The organism is Streptomyces sp. NPDC088766 (genome assembly GCF_044750845.1).
In the GTDB taxonomy this organism is placed as follows: domain Bacteria; phylum Actinomycetota; class Actinomycetes; order Streptomycetales; family Streptomycetaceae; genus Streptomyces.
Genome location: NZ_JBIVKQ010000002.1, coordinates 92,935 through 109,709 on the forward strand (window position 1 = coordinate 92,935; position 16,775 = coordinate 109,709).

Below are 16,775 nucleotides of genomic sequence, written 5' to 3' on the forward strand. Positions count from 1 at the left end.
CTCGAACAACCAGCAGGCAGCCATCAAAAACCCCTCAAGGAGCCGCCGACATGGGCCACCCCTTCCCGATCCGCGAGATCGCCCGCCAGGCGGGGCTCAGCGAGGCCACCGTGGACCGGGTCCTGAACGGCAGGGGAGGGGTGCGCGAGAGCACCGCGCGGGAGGTCCGCCGGGCGATCGCCGACCTCGACCGGCAGCGCACCCAGGTCAGGCTGGTCGGCCGCACCTTCATGATCGACATCGTGATGCAGACGCCGGAACGGTTCTCCACCGCCGTGCGGGCCGCCCTGGAGGCCGAACTGCCGTCGCTGCGCCCGGCGGTCGTCCGCTCCCGCTTCCACTTCCGGGAGACCGGACCCGTCGCCGAACTGGTCCGCACCCTGGACCGGATCGCCCGGCGCGGCTCGCAGGGCGTGGTCCTCAAGGCCCCGGACGTCCCCGAGGTCACCGCCGCCGTCGGCCGGCTCACCGAGGCCGGTGTCCCGGTGGTGACGCTCGTGACCGACCTGCCCGCCTCCCCCCGCCTCGCCTACGTCGGCATCGACAACCGGGCCGCCGGAGCCACCGCCGCCTACCTCATGGACCAGTGGCTGGGCGAGCGGCCCGGCAACGTGCTCACCAGCCTCAGCAGCGGGTTCTTCCGCAACGAGGAGGAGCGCGAGATGGGCTTCCGCAGCGCCATGCGCGCCCGCCACCCGCACCGCGCGCTCGTCGAGATCGCCGAGGGCCAGGGCCTCGACGCCACCCAGTACGACCTGGTGCGCGCCGCCCTCGAACGCGACCCGGAGATCCGCGCCGTCTACTCCATCGGCGGCGGCAACATCGCGACCCTGCGCGCCTTCGCCGACCTCGGCCGCGCGTGCGCCGTGTTCGTCGCCCACGACCTCGACCACGACAACACCCGCCTGCTGCGCGAGCACCGGCTGTCCGCCGTGCTCCACCACGACCTGCGCCAGGACGTGCGCGAGGCCTGCCACGCCGTGATGCGCGCCCACGGCGCGCTGCCGCCGGCCGGGCCCGTGCTGCCGTCGGCGATCCAGGTGGTGACGCCGTACAACCTGCCGCCGGCTGCCGTCGGGTGATGCCGTGCCGTGCCGCCGGCTGCCGTCGGGTGACGCCGTGCCGTGCTGCCGACCGCCGTCGGGTGACGCCGTGCGACGGCCGTCGCACGCCACGGGGCCATGGCACCGGCGCGCTATGCCTCGGGGACGTCCACCCAGGTTCCGCTCGCGGCCGAGCGGGCCATCGCGTCCAGTACGGCCGCACTGCGCACGGCGTCCGTGAGGGTCGCCCCGTACGGGGTGCCCTCGGCGATCGAGCGGAGGAAGCGGTAGGCCTCGATCACCTTCAGGTCGTCGTAGCCCATGGCGTTCGCCGCGCCCGGCTGGAAGGCGCCGAACTCACCCGCGCCCGGGCCGACGTACACCGTGCTGACCGGCTGGTCCTGGTACGTGCTGCCGCGGCTGACCGCCAGCTCGTTCATCCGGCGGAAGTCCCAGGACACCGCGCCGCGCGTGCCGTGCACCTCGAAGCCGTAGGAGTTCTGCTCGCCGACCGAGACCCGGCAGGCCTCCAGCACACCGCGGGCGCCCGAGGCGAACCGGAGCAGGCAGCTGACGTAGTCCTCGTTCTCGACCGGGCCCCGTACACCGCCCGTGGCGAGGGTGTGGCCGGCGGTGGTGCCGGTGGGGCGGGCCCGCTCGGGGACGAAGACGGCCGTGTCGGCGGTCAGCGAGGTGATCTCGCCGAGCAGGAAGCGGGCCAGGTCGGCGCCGTGCGAGGCCAGGTCGCCGAGGACTCCGCTGCCGCCGCGCTCCCGCTCGTAGCGCCAGGTCAGGGCACCGTCGGGGTGGGCGGCGTAGTCACTGAAGAGGCGGATGCGGACATGTGTGACCGCGCCGATGTCGCCGGCGGCGATCAGCTCGCGGGCCGCCTCGACGGCGGGCGCGTTGCGGTAGTTGAAGCCGACCGCGCCCTGGACGCCGGCCTTCGTCACCGCGTCCGCGACCGCGCGGGCGTCGTCGGCGGTGAGACCCACCGGCTTCTCGATCCACAGGTGCTTGCCCGCCCCCGCCATCGCCACACCGATCTCGCGGTGCAGGAAGTTCGGCGCGGTGATGCTGACCGCCGCCACCCGCGGGTCGGCGGCGACCTCCCGCCAGTCGCGCACCGCCGAGGCGAACCCGTACTGTCCGGCGGCCTCCTCGGCCCGGCCCGGCACCTCCTCGGCGACCGTGATCAGCTCGGGCCGCAGGGCGAGCTGCGGGAAATGGTGCGGCACGCGCGCGTACGCCCGCGTGTGCACGCGGCCCATCCAGCCGAACCCGACGACGGCGACACCCAGCGGATCACTCACGGCAGCAGCCCCTTTTGGACCGGTCCACACCTTGTCCAGGTCACCCTGATCTTCTGTTTTCCAGGGTGTCAAGGCCTTTGACCACCGGGTGACCGGCGGATATGACAGCAATACGGCGAACAAAATTGTTGACAATCTTGTCTGGCTAGATTTAGGTTCGACAGGCACTCACTCAGGGAGGGCAACGATGCCGAAAGAAGCCCGTCCGAGCACCGGGGAGCAGGCCAAGCAGCATGCGCTCGCGCAGTTGCGGCAGGCGATCCTGCACGGCGAGATGGCACCGGCGCAGCGGCTGGTGGAGAACGAGCTCGCCGAGCAGATCGGTGTGACGCGGGCCAGCATCCGCGCCGCGCTCATCGATCTGGAGTCCCAGGGGCTCGTCGAGCGGATCCGCAACCGCGGCTCGCGGGTGCGGGTGGTGAGCGTGGACGAAGCGGTCGCCATCACCGAGTGCCGGATGGTCCTCGAAGGGCTGTGCGCGGCGAAGGCCGCCGTCGCGGCCAGCGACGAGCAACTGGACCGGCTGACCGACCTCGGCACCGCGATGAGCAAGGCCGTGGCCGCCGGCGAGCCGGTGACCTACTCCGAGCTGAACCACGAACTGCACGTCCGCATCCGGGAGTTCTCCGACCAGCGGACCGCGCAGGAACTGCTGGAGCGGCTCAACGCACAACTGGTCCGGCACCGCTTCCAGTTGGCGCTGAGGCCGGGGCGTCCGCAGCAATCCCTGAACGAGCACCTGGCCATGATCGAGGCGATCAGGGCCAGGGACCCGCAGGCGGCCGAGGCGGCCGTCCGCGCCCACCTCACCAGCGTGATCGAGGCGCTGCGCGACTGATCACGGTGGCGCGGGGCGGGCGCCCACCTGTCACCACGGCGACCGATCCGAAGGAGCGCGCCGGTGTCCGGAGCGCGAGCGTGCGTGCGGCCCGCAGGGCCGACCGCACGGTCGCGGTCTTTCGCGAACGCCGGTGGGAGCGCTCCGGAGGCGAGCCGCCCCACAAGGGAGATTGCAGCATGACCCAGACCACAGCGCCCGCCCGCCCACCCCGATCGACTCTCGTCGTCACCGCGCACGCCGGTGACTTCGTGTGGCGGGCGGGCGGTGCCATCGCCCTGGCCGCCTCGCGCGGGGAGAAGGTCACCATCGCGTGCCTGACCTTCGGCGAGCGCGGCGAGTCCGCCAAGGCGTGGCGCGAGGGCAGGCGACTGGACGAGATCAAGGCGATGCGCCGCGACGAGGCCGAACGCGCCGCCGCCACCCTCGGCGCCGAGGTGCGTTTCTTCGACGCGGGCGACTACCCGCTGGTCGCGACCGCGGAACTGACCGACAAACTGGTCGAGGTCTACCGCGAGACCCAGCCCGACGTCGTCCTCACCCACCCCGCCGAGGACCCGTACAACGGCGACCACCCGGCCGCCAACCGGATGGCCCTGGAGGCCCGTGTCCTCGCCCAGGCCATCGGCTATCCGGGCCCCGGCGAGATCATCGGCGCCCCGCCCGTCTTCTACTTCGAGCCCCACCAGCCCGAGATGAGCGGCTTCCGGCCCGAGGTCCTCCTCGACATCACCGAGGTCTGGGAGACCAAGCGCAAGGCCATGGAGTGCCTCGGTGCCCAGCAGCACCTGTGGGACTACTACACCGACCTCGCCGTCCGCCGCGGCGTGCAGCTCAAGCGCAACGCCGGTCCCAACCTGGGCCTCGCGCACAGGACGACGGCCGAGGCGTACATGCGCCCCTACCCGCAGATCGCGAAGGAGCTGGCATGAGCGGCGTGATCGTCACCGGCCCGCCGAAGGCCGATGCGGAGGACGTCGGGGCGCTGGCCGCCTTCGGGGTGGCCACCGTGAGCGAGGCGATGGGGCGAACGGGCCTGCTGGGCCCGGAGATCCGGCCCGTCCAGCAGGGCGTACGGGTGGCGGGCACCGCCGTCACGGTGCTCAGCTGGCCCGGCGACAACCTGATGATCCACGCGGCCGTCGAGCAGTGCGGCGAGGGCGACGTCCTCGTCGTCACCACCACCTCGCCGTCCACCGACGGCATGTTCGGCGAACTGTTCGCCACCGCGCTCCAACAGCGCGGCGTGCGCGGCCTGGTCATCAACGCCGGCATCCGCGACACCCAGGAGCTGCGCGAGATGCACTTCCCGGCCTGGTCCCGTGCCGTCTGCGCGCAGGGCACGGTGAAGGCCACCGGCGGCTCGGTGAACGTCCCCGTCGCCGTCGACGGCCAGGTGATCCGCCCCGGTGACGTGATCCTCGCCGACGACGACGGTGTCGTGGTCGTCCCGCGCGAACGCGCCCGTGCCGTCGCCGAGGCGTCCGAGGCCCGCGAGGCGAAGGAGGCGAAGTCCCGCGCCGCGTTCCTCGACGGTGAACTCGGGCTGGACCGGTACGGGTTGAGGGACACGCTCAAGCGGCTCGGCGTCGAGTACCGGACGTACGAGGAGTACGTCTCGGAGGCGGGGGAGTCCTCGTGAGCGGTGTGCCCGAGGGGGTGCCGTGCCTGCTGATGCGGGGCGGCACCTCCAAGGGCGCCTACTTCCTCGCCGCCGACCTGCCGGCCGAACCGGCCCTGCGGGACGACCTGCTGCTGCGGATCATGGGCAGTCCCGACGAGCGCCAGATCGACGGCCTGGGCGGCGCCCATCCGCTCACCAGCAAGGTGGCGGTGGTCTCGCCCTCCGCCGACCCGGACACCGACGTCGACTACCTGTTCCTGCAAGTGGCGGTCGGCCGAGCAGAGGTGACGGACCGTCAGAACTGCGGGAACATCCTCGCCGGCGTCGGCCCGTTCGCCGTCGAGCGCGGACTGGTCCCGGCGGGTTCGCACGAGACCTCGGTCCGTATCCGCATGGTCAACAGCGGCGACCGGGCCACGGCGACCTTCCCCACGCCCGGCGGCCGGGTGGACTGCACCGGCGAAGCGGAGATCTCCGGTGTGCCGGGTGCCGCGGCGCCCGTGCTGATCGAGTTCCCGCCCGGCCCGAACCCGCTCCTGCCCACCGGCAGCGTCCGCGAGGAGATCGACGGCGTCCAGGTGACCTGCGTGGACAACGGCATGCCGACGGTCCTGATCGCCGCGACCGCCCTGAAGGTCACCGGCTACGAGCCGCCCGCCGAGCTGGAGGCCGACCGGGGCCTGGCCGACCGGCTCCACCGGATCCGGCTGGCGGCGGGCCGCCGGATGGGGCTCGGGGACGTGACGGACGCCACCGTGCCCAAGCTCACGCTGCTGGCCCCGCCCCGCGACGGCGGCGCCGTCACCACCCGCACCTTCATTCCGGTGCGCTGCCACCCCTCCATCGGAGTGCTCGGCGCGGCGGGCGTCGCGGCGGGCCTTCGTATCGAAGGCGGCGTCGGCGCCGATCTGGCGGACCTCGAGCCCGGCAGTGACCGAATTCGCATAGAACATCCCACCGGATTCCTGGACATCGAAAGTAGCCTCGGCACCACCCCCGAGGGCCTGCCCTCCGCCCGCCGCACGGCCGTGGTCCGCACGGCCCGCAAGATCTTCGACGGCACCGTCTTCCCGCGGTCCGCCGGGACGGCACCGATCCACCCGCACCCCCTTGGAGGTCCCCGATGACTCCGCCGCTCGGCGACATCGCGCACATCGGCCACGCCCAGCTGTTCACCCCGGACCTGGACGCCAGCGTCGGCTTCTTCACCGACTACCTGGGCCTCACCGTCAACGGTCAGGACGGCGACACGGTCTACCTGCGCACCTTCGACGACTACGAGCACCACAGCCTCGTCCTCACCGCCCGTGACACCCCCGGCCTCGGCCGGCTCGCCCTGCGTACCTCCAGCGAGGAGGCGCTCCGGCGCCGGGTCGAGGCGGTCGAGGCGGCGGGCGGCACCGGCCGATGGGCCGAGGACGAACCCGGCCTCGGCAAGCTGTACGTCACCACCGACCCGGACGGTCACGAGCACGCCCTGTACTGGGAGAGCGAGCACCACCGGGCCCCCGACGAGCTGAAACCGGCGCTGAAGAACCAGCCGCAGGCCAAGCCCAACCGCGGCGTGGGCGTGCGCCGACTGGACCACGTCAACTTCCTCGCCGCGGACGTCCTCGCCAACGCCGAGTTCCAGCAACACGTCCTCGGCGCCCGGCCCACCGAGCAGATCCGGCTCGACACCGGGAGGATCGCGGCGCGCTGGCTGACGTACACGAACAAGTCGTACGACGTCGTCTACACCTCGGACTGGACCGGCAGTGCCGGGCGGCTGCACCACGTCGCCTTCGCCACCGACACCCGCGAGGACATCCTGCGCGCCGCCGATCTCGCCATCGACAGCGGTGTGTTCATCGAGACGGGGCCGCACAAGCACGCCATCCAGCAGACGTTCTTCCTGTACGTCTACGAGCCCGGCGGCAACCGGATCGAGCTGTGCAACCCGCTCACCCGCCTGGTGCTCGCGCCCGACTGGCCGCTGATCACCTGGACGGAGGAGGAGCGCAAGAAGGGCCAGGCCTGGGGTCTGAAGACCATCGAGTCGTTCCACACGCACGGCACCCCGCCGGTCGCGTAACACCCCCTCCCAGGCAACGCGGACGGCCCCTGGCGGTCCTCCGGCGGCCCGCCGGCGGCTCTTGCCGGGCCGCGCCGCCCCGACGCGGGACCGATTGCCGATGAGATTGTTGACAAAAGTGTTGACGAAAATTGCCGCAGGTCCTTAGCGTCGGGGCACCCCGCCCGTACGAGAGGAAACAAAGATGTCCTCCTCCCCCTCCCCCCTGTCCGCCCGCGGCAGCAGACTGGCCTTCCTGGCCGTCGGCCTCTGCTGGCTTGCCGTCCTCTTCGACGGCCTGGACATGTTCATCTACGGCTCGGTCCTCCCGCACCTGCTGGAGACCAAGACCTTCGGCCTCACCCCGGACCAGGCCGGCGACCTCGGCAGCTACGCCACCTTCGGCATGCTGATCGGCGCGCTCACCGCGGGCACGGTCGCCGACCGGATCGGCCGCAAGAAGCTGATGGTCGCCTGCGTGACCCTCTTCTCGCTGGCCTCGGGCCTGTGCGCCCTCGCCGACAGCGTCGCCGTCTTCGGCCTCGGCCGGACCCTCGCCGGCATCGGCCTCGGGGGACTGCTGCCGACCGCGATCAGCATGGTCTCCGACTACGCCCCGCGCGGCCGCGGCGCCATCGTCATCGGCCTGCTGATGACCGCCCACCACGCCGGCGGCATCCTCTCCGCCTACGTCGCCAAGTGGCTCATCGACCCCGTCGGCTGGCGCGCGGCGTTCTGGGTGTGCGTGCTGCCGCTGCTGTTCGCCCCGGTCCTCGCCCGGTTCCTGCCCGAGTCGCTGAGCTTCCTCGTCGCCAAGGGACGGACCGAGGAGGCCCGCGCACTGGCCGCCCGCCACGACGTCGAACTGCCCGCCGCCAAGCCGGCCGAGGCGGGCGCGGGCGACCGCTGGACCAACCTGGCCGGCCTCTTCCGCGACGGCGAGTGGACCCGGACCCTGCTGTACTGGCTGGCCTCCTTCGGCGGTCTGCTCCTGGTCTACGGCGTCGCCACCTGGCTGCCCACCCTCATGCGCGCCGAGGGGTACGAACTCGGCTCCGCGCTGTCCTTCGTGGTCGTCTTCAACCTCGGCGGCATCGTGGGCATGCTGGTCGCCGGCCGGGCCGCCGACCGCTTCGGCGCCCCGCGCATCTCGGCGGTCTGGTTCGCGCTGACCGCCGCCGGCGTGTACCTGCTCAGCGTGCACATGCCGATGACGGTCACGATGATCGTCGTCTTCCTCACCGGCGTCTTCCTCAACAGCGCCCAGACGATGATCTACGCGACGGTGTCCATCCGCTCCGACCCGGACACCCGCGCCACCGCCGTCGGCTGGACCTCGGGCATGGGCCGCTTCGGCGCCGTCTTCGGTCCGTGGCTCGGCGGCCAGCTCCTCGCCTCGGGCCAGGGCGACTGGGGGTTCACCGCCTTCGCGCTCGCCGGTGTCTCCTCCATGGTCTTCATCGGGATCGCGGCCCTGCGCACCCCGCGGACGGCCGCCCAGGACAGCCCGCGCGAGCAGCCGCTGGCCGCGCACTGACCGGCCGGGCAGCCGGTCAGGGGCTGCCCGGCCGTCAGGCCTTTCCGACAGGACCCCGGTCCCCGGGCTTCTCCGGTTCTTCCCGGCAGGGCTCCCGGCCCCGGGCCTGTCCGGGTCTTCCCGGCAGGGCCCCGGACACCGGCCCGGCCGCGGGAACGCGACACGTCGGCCGGGCCCCGCGGGCACCTACGGACGCCGGCCACCGCACCGCAGAGGTGACGCGGGCCGGCGTCCGGCGTACCGCCGCCTGAGGAGGTGGGCGCGACCTGACGGAACGCGCCGAGAAGCCGGGCGCCGCCCCGCCGGGGGCAGCCGGGCGGGGCCACGGCGGCGGCCGGCGGGACGCGGGCTCCCGCCCTGCCGGACCGGCCCCGGGGCGCGCCGCCCGGTCCCTCAGTCGCGCCGCGCCACGATCCGGTAGGCGTTGGACAGGCCCAGCCGGTGCGACAGCGGCCGGACCGCGAACCGGTCGAGGAGGGTGCCCGTGACCAGCGCCGGGATGCCGGCGAGGAACAGCGCGGCCCGCAGCGCGCGGCGTGCCCGGCCGGGCGGCTCCGGCAGCCAGGGCGCGTCCTCGCGCGGCGCCGCGTGGTCGAGCGACAGCCATACGGCCGCCAGCAGGTCCACCGGGTCGTGCGCTTCGGCGTGCTGCTCCGCGACCACCGTGAACCCGAGCTCCGCCAGCCGCTCCCGCAGGTTGGCGACCGGCACGAAGTGCAGGTGCTGCGGCTGGAGCCACGGCAGCCACCACCGCCCGAGGAGGCGGGCGTACCGGCTTTCCGGGTCCGGGACCTCGATCAGCAGGTGCCCGCCGGGCCGGACGGCTTCCCGGGCCGCGCGCAGTTCCCGGTCGGGGTCGGTGCTGTGCTCCAGGTAGTGGAACATGCTCACCACGTCGTAACGGGCGGCCAGTTCGGGCGCGAGGTCGGGGAAGGCGCCCCGGTGGCCGTGCCGCACCCGCCCCTCGCGCTCGGCGAGTTCGACGCCGTCGGTGAAGTCCAGTCCGTCGAACGCCGTGCCCGGCAGCACCTGACCGGCGACCGCGCAGAAGTGCCCGTGCCCGGTGCCGACGTCCAGCCACGTCTTCGGCTCGGCGTCGTGCGGCAGCATCGACTCGGCCCGCCCCCGGTACATCTTCGTGCGTCCGCCGAAGGTGTCGCCGAGCTTCTTCTCGCCGAGCCCGTCGTAGAAGTCCCGGTAGTAGAACTCCAGCCCCGCAGCGCCGAGCCGGGGGTTCTGGAAGGTGTGCCCGCAGTCCTCGCAGCGGTCCAGGACGAACCGGCCCGGCTTGTGCTGGAGCAGGTCCGTGGTCCGCAGCCGCGTGGTCAGCCGGGCCGAGCCGCACCAGGGGCAGTCGGTGCGGCGCGGCTCGAAGAAACGGTCCACGCCCGCAGCGAGATCGTCCCGGTAGCCGGGCCGCAGCGCCGCGATCCGCTCGGTCTGGTCGCTCATCGCATCTCCTCGGCGAGTTCCTCGAGACGGTCCGCGGCGGCCTGCGCCCCGCCGGCGGCCCGGAAGGCGGCCCCGATCCGTTCGGCGGCCGTCCGGTGGCCGGGTGTGTCCAGTACGGCGTCCAGGGCCGCGCCCAGCCGCCGTGCGCCGACGCGGCCGAACCGCACCCGCACCCCGGCCCCCGCGTCCGCGACCTGCCCGGCCACCACCGGCTGGTCGTCGCGGATGGGGGCCACCACCAGCGGGATGCCGTGCCACAGCGCCTCGCACACCGTGTTGTGCCCGGCATGGCAGACCACCGCGGCCAACCCCCGCTCCAACAGGGCGAGTTGGGGGACGGACGGGACGACCAGGATGTCCTTGTCACCGTCCGGCGGCGGCCGCAGGGTGCCGCCGGGATCGACGACCACCCCCTGCACCCGGTCCGCCCGTTCGCGCAGCGCCGCCACGCACACCTCGAGGAAGCGGCCGCCGACGTCGGTGTTCGCCGTGCCGAGCGTCACCAGCACGGCCCTGCGTCCGGCGTCGAGCCACTCCCAGGGAAAACCGGCCGCGGCGGGCCGGTCCGCGATCGAGGGGCCGACCCAGTGGACGCCCTCGGCGGGGCCCGCCAGCTCCGGCGCGCTGAAGGCGAGGACGAGACGCGGCGAGAACCGCGGATCGGCGCCGCCGGCCGGGTTCCCGACCGAGGCCCGCAACCGTCCGAGCCGTTCCTCCAGCCACGCGCGGACCTTCGGCAGTCCCGCCAGCGGATCGGTGAACTCGGCTGAGGTGGTCGCCGAGGTCGCCCACGGCACGCCCAGGCGTTCCGCGACCAGGGCGCCCGCGAAGGCCTGCTGGTCGGCGACCACCACGTCCGGCCCGAACCGCTCCACGGCCGCCCGCACCCCCGGCGTCATCGCCTCGGCGAGCGGCAGCAGGTACCACTCCCACAGGAATCTCAGCGCCTCGGGTCCGCGCAGCTCGGGCGGCCGGCTCCCGTCCGGCGCCCCGGCACACGCGAACACCTCGGCGTCCGGTCCCGCCAGCCGTCGGACCAGCGTGGGATCGGGGCACGCCCACGCCACCCGGTGGCCCCGCCCGGCGAGGGCGGCCGCCACGCCCACGGCCGGGTTGACGTGCCCGGTCAGCGGCGGCACCACGAACAGGTATCGGCTCACCGGACCTCGGCCCCCGCATGCCCGGTCTCCCGTGCGGGGACGCGTGCGTGGCCGACCGCTTCCCCGGCCTCCCGTGCGGGGACGCCTACGTGGCCGACCGCTTCCTCTGCCTCCCGCACCAGCGCCAGGACGTGGCCGCCCACCGTCGCGGCCGCCTCCACCAGCACCGAGTGCTCGTGTCCCGCGATCACCACGGTCCGGCAGTCCGGCAGCAACGCCTCGAGCCAGGGCGCCAGTTCGGCGAGGTCGGAGTCACCGCCGTAGACGCCGAGCACCGGGCAGCGCACCGCCGTGATCTGATCCTCCGTCAGCACTCGGCTGGCCGGGATGTCCCTGCCCAGCGTGGTGTCGCGGGCGAGGCGGGCCGCGCCCCTGGCCAGCCGGGCGGTGTTGTGGCCGCGGTGCGCGGTGATCCAGGCGATGGCGTCGGGCTCGTTGTGCGCGAGCTGCGTCACCACCCGCTCGAGGATGCCGCCCAGTTTCACCGCCCAGGCGGCGGTGGCCGGTTCGGACTCGACAAGGGTGACGCTCGCCGCCCGCTTTGGATGCCGGGCCGCGTAGCCGAACGCGACCGTCCCGCCGTAGGAGTTGCCGACCAGGTGCACCGGGCCGCTCACCGCGAGGCGGTCGAGGAGCGCCTCCAGGTCGTCGACGTTGTCGTCCAGGGTGTAGCCGTCGGCGGGGCGTTCGCTGCGGCCGTGGCCGCGCAGGTCGTACATGACCACGTCCAGGCCCGCGGCGGCGAACGCGGGCGCCACGGTGAAGTAGTAGCTGGCCAGGCTGTCGGTGAGCAGGCCGTGCACCAGCACCACGGTGGCGGTGGCCGGCCGGCCGTCGCGGGGGCCGAGCCGCTGCACGTGCAACCGGACGGCGCCGGTGTCGACCATGGCCATCGTCAGCTCGCCTCCGCGGTCTTCAGGCCCGCCACGACGTACTCGACGAGCCGTCCGACGGTCAGTTCGATGATCTCGTCGAACTCCATGCCGGCCAGGAACTCCGCGAAGTTGATCCGGTCGCCGTACCGCTCCTGGAGCAGCCCGGCCAGGGTGACCAGGTCGATGCTCTCCAGCTCCAGGTCCCGGTTGAAGGTGGTGTGCGGGCCGATCTCGACGTCGTCGAGGCCGTACTCGTCCGCCATGAGCCGGCCGAGCATCTCCGTGAGGTCGGCGAGGACGGTCGTCTCGTCGGCGGCGGTGGGGGTGTGGGGGGTCATCGGTCGTACTCCTTCGCTTCGGTGGGACCCGTCGTCCAGGCCACGACGTACGCGCGGTCCGGCAGGTGGGGCGGGTTGGCGGCCGGTGCGCAGTGCACGGTGTAGGCGCGTTCCAGGCGGCCCGCGACGGTCAGCCGGTCGCCGGCCGGGGCGGCGTCGAGGACGGCGAAGTCCCGCGGCCGTCCGCGCAGCCCGGTGCCCTCCGCCTTGGCGACGGCCTCCTTCGCCGCCCAGAAACGCGTGAACCACAACGCCTCGGAGCCGTCGGACGCCCCGTCGGACGTCAGCGCGCGCAGCAGCCGCAGCTCGTCCCGGCCGAGGGCGGCGGCCAGGGTCTGCGGCGTCCGGTCCGTGACCTCCTCGACGTCGATGCCGGGACCCGGCCACGGTGTGTGGGGCCGCACGATCGCCACGCCCGCCTCCGCGCAGTGCGCCAGCGACACGTCCAGCGGCGGCAGGACCCGGCCGTGCACACCGGTGACGTACGGCCGGCCCGCCTCGTCGTTGTGCACCCGCAGCTCGGCCGGGAAGACCGGCCCCTCGCCCCGGTCCCACAGCCACTGCCGTACGGCGTCCTTGACGGCGATCCGGCCCAGCAGCCACTGCCGGCGGCCCCGGGGGGCGTGCTCCGCGTACTGCGCGCGCTCCGGACCGGCCAGCGAGTTGCGCATGATCAGCTCGCGGGACGCCAGATCGGGCCAGCGCTCGTGGAGCAGCGACCAGCCGCCCGGACGGGCCTCGGAGAGCGTGTTGCGCTCCGGGAAGCGTTCGACGGGACGGGTCTTCGGGTCGTTGTCGAAGCGGCGGTCCTGCCAGCCGTACAGCTCCGCCCACACCGTGCCGCCGACGGTCAGCTGGACGTCGGCCTCCAGGAAGGTGTCGGTGAGCGAGGTGATCCGCACCAGGCATCCCACCCGGGTCCCGGGCGCCGGATGCGGCCCGTGGAAACGCATCTCGCGCATGCCGACCGGGAACACGACGGTGCGTTCCGTGCGGGTCGCCATGATCCAGTAGCCGAGGATCTGACCCACGTTGTCCAGCAGGGCGCCGGGCGCGGACGGGGTGGTGATCACGCCCCGGAGGTGCCGGTCGCCGATCGCGGTGAGCTCGGTGACGCCCTGGAACGCCGGGCCGTGGAACATCCAGCGCTCGGCGTACAGCTGGCCGGCCGTGTGCCCGGGGATCCGCTCGGCGGCGGTGCCGGCCGGCCAGGGGGCGGGCGGGGCCGGGTGGGCGGCGGCGAGTTCGACGGTGGCGCGGGCCCGCGGGCCGAAGGAGACCGCCAGCCGGTCGGGGCCCTCGGGGACCGCGGCCACGGGGACGTCGACGGCGGGGGTGGCGGTGAGCCACTCCTCGAACCGCGCCCCGTGCACGGCGACCGGCACCCGGCCGGGCGCGGCCTGCCGTGCCGCGTCCATGATGTGCTGCACGATCGTCGTCGCCGGCACCACCGGCCACCGGTCGGAGACGTCCGGCCAGCCGGGCCGCTGCGGGAAGAAGCAGTGGTCCAACAGGTACGGCATCGTGTCGGGGGAGACCCGGACGGTCGTGCGGTACGGGGCGAGCGGCGGCGGGGCGAGCGGTCGCCCGGTGAGCTGCGGCCCGGTGAGCTGCGGTGCGGCGGGATGCCCGGCGCGGGCGGGTGCGGTCAGCAGGGCGGCCGCGGTGTCCGCCGTGTCCTGGAGCAGTGCGGACAGCTCGGCGGCGACCGGCGAGCCGGGCACGAGGGCGTCGAGGGAGCCCAGGGCGGCGCTCGCGGGGCTCGCCGTCCTCCTCAAACCGGCCCGCAACGAGCCCAGCCGGCCGGGCGGGAGCGACACGAGGCCGCTGCCCAGGTCCAGTTGGACCGGCTGCCGTCGGGACCGTACGGCCCCGGTGCGCGCCGCCGGCACCGGCGTCACCTCGGCGCCCGCCGCCCACAGCGCGGTGGCGACCCGGCGGAGCTGGGCGAGGCCGGTGCGGTGCGGGGAGTTGGCGGCGACGACGAGATGGTCGTGGCCGCCGAGCGTGTCGCCGACGAGGGAGCCGAGCCGACCGGGACCCACCTGGACGAACACCCGGTGGCCCGCCGCGTGCAGGGCCTCGGCGAGCTGCCGGAAACGGACCGGTTCCAGCAGGTGCCGGACGAACAGCTCCCGCACCCCCGCCTCGTCCGCGGGGAAGGGCGCGGCGGTCGTCCCCGACCACACGGGGGTGTGCGGCGGGTGCAGCCGGAACCGTCCGGCGGCCTCCCTGATCGGACCGAGGTGGGGTGCCAGCATCGGCGTGTGGAAGCCGGAGCGGAACGGCAGCACCTGGCTGAGCACACCCCGGGCGCGGAAGTCCCGCACGAACTCCCCGACCGCCGCGTCCGGGCCGCACACCATCGACTGGCCGGGCGCGTTGTCGTGCGAGAGCACCAGACCGGCCCCGGCCCACCGCTCCTCCCGCAGTGCGGCCAGCACCCGCTCCGCGGGCGCGCCGACCGCCCCGAAGGCGAGGCCCGGCACGGTGAGGGCCGCGGGGTCGAAGTCCGCCATGAAGGCGTCGACCTCGTCCCCCGCGTACAGCCCGCCCGCCGCCATCGCCGTCCACTCGCCGAGGCTGTGCCCGGCGACCGTGTCCGGCACGATCCCGGCCCGGCGCAGCGCCGTGTCGAGGAGACGGCCGACGGCGACGACGCCCAGCCCGTGCCGGCCGAGGTCGCGGGCGCCGTCCTCGGCGACCGCGGGCACGGACAGCCCGAAGTGGTCGGCGACGTCGTCCACCCGGGGGGTGAAGTCGCCCTCCAGGCCGGGGAAGAGGAAGGCCAGTTTGCCGACGCCCGCGCCCAGCAGGGGGCCGGGCCGGAACCAGACGTCGCTGCGGCCGTGCCAGGCACGCCCCTTGGCGACCGCGCGACGGGCCAGGGCGAGCCGCTTGTCCGTCGGGCCGACGATCCCCAGCCGGACGGGCCCGGCCTGCGGGTGGGGCCGGGCCGGATCGAGTCCGGCGGCGCGCACGGCGCCGTCGTCGGCGTCGAGCAGGGCGGCGAGACCCTCGGGCGAGTCGGCGGCCAGCAGGAGCACCGGCTCGGTTTCGGTGACGTGCGGCGCCGGACGGGCGACGGCCGGGCCGCCGCGCCCCGACGCCCGGCGGGCGGCGGCCGGGCCGCGGGCCCCCGGCGGCTCCTCCAGCACCACGTGCGCGTTGATCCCGCCGAACCCGAACGCGTTGACCGCGGCCCGCCGGACCGGCTGATCAGGGGAGGTCTCCCAGGGGGCGGCCTTCTCCAGCGTGCGGAAGCGGGTGCGGGCCAGCGCCGGGTGCGGGTCGTCGCAGTGCAGGGTCGGCAGCAGCGTCGCGTGGTGGACCGCGAGGGCGGCCTTGACCAGTCCGGCGACGCCGGCGGCCGGCATGGCGTGCCCGATCATCGACTTGACCGAGCCGAGTACGGCCTCACCGTCGCCTGGCCCGAACACATCGGCCAGCGTGGTCAGTTCGGCACCGTCACCGGCCGGGGTGGCGGTGCCGTGCGCCTCCAGCAGGCCGATCGCACCGGATGCGGCCGGATCGAGTCCGGCCGCCCGCCACGCCTGCCGCACGGCCTGTGCCTGGCCGCCCGGATCCGGATGGACGAGTCCGGCCGCCCGGCCGTCGCTCGCCACGCCGGTGCCCCGCACGACGGCGTAGATCCGGTCGCCGTCGCGTTCGGCGTCGGCGAGCCGCTTGAGGACGACCACGCCCGTGCCCTCGCCGATCAGGATGCCGTCGGCGTCCCGGTGGAAGGGCCGGATGCGCTGGCTGGGGGAGAGGGCGCGCAGCTGGGAGAACACGCTCCACAGCGTGATGTCGTGACAGTGGTGGACGCCTCCCGCCAGCATCAGGTCGCAGCGGCCGCCGGCGAGTTCGCCCACCGCCTGGTCGACGGCGACCAGCGAGGAGGCGCAGGCCGCGTCCACCGTGTAGGCGGGGCCGCGCAGGTCGAGCCGGTTGGCGATCCGGGAGGCGGCGAGGTTGGGCACCAGACCGATCGCCGACTCGGGGCTGTCGGACCCCAGCCGGTCCGTGAACGCCTGCCGCACCAGGTCGAGTTGGCCTTGCGACAGGTCCGGCAGCAACTCGCCCAGGGTGCGCACGAGCTGGCCGGCGGTCCGCACCCGCTGGTCCAGCCGGACCAGGCCCGGGGTGAGGTAGCCGCCCCGGCCCAGGACGACGCCGGCCCGCCCCCGGTCCGCCAGGCGGTCCGCGCCGCCCGCGTCGTCGAGGGCGGCGGCGGCCACGTGCAGCGCGATGAGCTGGTCGGGCTCGGTCCCGGCCACCGAGTTCGGCATGATCCCGAACCGGGTGACGTCGACCTGCGCGAGCCCGTCCACGAACCCGCCCCGCCGCGCGTACACCCGGTCCGCGACGGCCGGTTCGGAGGCGGTGCCGGGACGGTAGTAGTCCGCGTCCCAGCGCCCGTCCGGCACCTCCCCGACGGCGTCCACGCCGTCCCGCAGGTTCCGCCAGTAGGCGTCCAGGTCGGGGGCGCCCGGCAGCAGCACCGCCATCCCGACGATGGCGACCGGTACTTGACGGTGC

13 protein-coding genes are annotated in these 16,775 nt (G+C 74.2%); 7 read left to right on the forward strand and 6 right to left on the reverse strand.

Going from position 1 to position 16,775, the window contains the following annotated elements; all coding sequences use genetic code 11:
- Positions 1 to 50: 50 nt before the first annotated feature.
- Entirely contained in the window at positions 51 to 1,082 is a 1,032-nt protein-coding gene (locus ACIP5W_RS03175) for a LacI family DNA-binding transcriptional regulator (RefSeq protein ID WP_401465925.1), read from the forward strand.
- Positions 1,083 to 1,195: 113 nt separating this feature from the next.
- On the opposite strand, the gene ACIP5W_RS03180 is transcribed toward ACIP5W_RS03175, so the two are convergent.
- The gene (locus ACIP5W_RS03180; protein WP_401465928.1) at positions 1,196 to 2,356 is read right to left on the reverse strand and encodes a Gfo/Idh/MocA family protein; all 1,161 of its coding nucleotides are present in this window, start codon (positions 2,354 to 2,356) and stop codon (positions 1,196 to 1,198) included.
- Between the two features lie 187 nt (positions 2,357 to 2,543).
- Here ACIP5W_RS03180 and ACIP5W_RS03185 point away from each other — a divergent pair, with 187 nt between their 5' ends.
- From ACIP5W_RS03185 to ACIP5W_RS03210, 6 genes are all read left to right on the forward strand, one after another.
- Positions 2,544 to 3,194 (forward strand): GntR family transcriptional regulator, encoded by a 651-nt coding sequence (locus ACIP5W_RS03185; RefSeq protein WP_401465931.1) that lies wholly within the window; start codon positions 2,544 to 2,546, stop codon positions 3,192 to 3,194.
- Between the two features lie 179 nt (positions 3,195 to 3,373).
- A complete protein-coding gene (locus tag ACIP5W_RS03190; protein WP_401465934.1) occupies positions 3,374 to 4,126 on the forward strand; it encodes a PIG-L deacetylase family protein in 753 nt (250 codons plus the stop codon).
- A complete protein-coding gene (locus tag ACIP5W_RS03195; RefSeq protein ID WP_401465937.1) occupies positions 4,123 to 4,836 on the forward strand; it encodes a 4-carboxy-4-hydroxy-2-oxoadipate aldolase/oxaloacetate decarboxylase in 714 nt (237 codons plus the stop codon). Before ACIP5W_RS03190 ends, ACIP5W_RS03195 begins: the two co-directional genes overlap by 4 nt.
- The gene (locus tag ACIP5W_RS03200; RefSeq protein ID WP_401465940.1) at positions 4,833 to 5,945 is read left to right on the forward strand and encodes a 4-oxalomesaconate tautomerase; all 1,113 of its coding nucleotides are present in this window, start codon (positions 4,833 to 4,835) and stop codon (positions 5,943 to 5,945) included. Before ACIP5W_RS03195 ends, ACIP5W_RS03200 begins: the two co-directional genes overlap by 4 nt.
- Entirely contained in the window at positions 5,942 to 6,892 is a 951-nt protein-coding gene (locus tag ACIP5W_RS03205) for a catechol 2,3-dioxygenase (protein WP_401465943.1), read from the forward strand. Before ACIP5W_RS03200 ends, ACIP5W_RS03205 begins: the two co-directional genes overlap by 4 nt.
- A gap of 184 nt (positions 6,893 to 7,076) precedes the next feature.
- Complete coding sequence (locus ACIP5W_RS03210; RefSeq protein ID WP_401465946.1) at positions 7,077 to 8,408, forward strand: MFS transporter; 1,332 nt, start codon at positions 7,077 to 7,079, stop codon at positions 8,406 to 8,408.
- Positions 8,409 to 8,801: 393 nt separating this feature from the next.
- On the opposite strand, the gene ACIP5W_RS03215 is transcribed toward ACIP5W_RS03210, so the two are convergent.
- From ACIP5W_RS03215 to ACIP5W_RS03235, 5 genes are read right to left on the reverse strand one after another with little or no spacing between them, the layout of a single operon-like run.
- Positions 8,802 to 9,860, reverse strand: a complete 1,059-nt coding sequence (locus ACIP5W_RS03215) for a class I SAM-dependent methyltransferase (protein ID WP_401465949.1) — start codon at positions 9,858 to 9,860, stop codon at positions 8,802 to 8,804.
- Positions 9,857 to 11,020, reverse strand: coding sequence for a glycosyltransferase (locus tag ACIP5W_RS03220; RefSeq protein WP_401465952.1), 1,164 nt, complete (start codon positions 11,018 to 11,020; stop codon positions 9,857 to 9,859). Before ACIP5W_RS03220 ends, ACIP5W_RS03215 begins: the two co-directional genes overlap by 4 nt.
- A complete protein-coding gene (locus tag ACIP5W_RS03225) occupies positions 11,017 to 11,913 on the reverse strand; it encodes an alpha/beta fold hydrolase (protein WP_401465954.1) in 897 nt (298 codons plus the stop codon). Before ACIP5W_RS03225 ends, ACIP5W_RS03220 begins: the two co-directional genes overlap by 4 nt.
- A 2-nt stretch (positions 11,914 to 11,915) precedes the next feature.
- A complete protein-coding gene (locus ACIP5W_RS03230) occupies positions 11,916 to 12,233 on the reverse strand; it encodes an acyl carrier protein (protein ID WP_366058740.1) in 318 nt (105 codons plus the stop codon).
- Complete coding sequence (locus ACIP5W_RS03235) at positions 12,230 to 16,744, reverse strand: beta-ketoacyl synthase N-terminal-like domain-containing protein (protein ID WP_401466936.1); 4,515 nt, start codon at positions 16,742 to 16,744, stop codon at positions 12,230 to 12,232. Before ACIP5W_RS03235 ends, ACIP5W_RS03230 begins: the two co-directional genes overlap by 4 nt.
- Between the last annotated feature and the right edge of the window lie 31 nt (positions 16,745 to 16,775).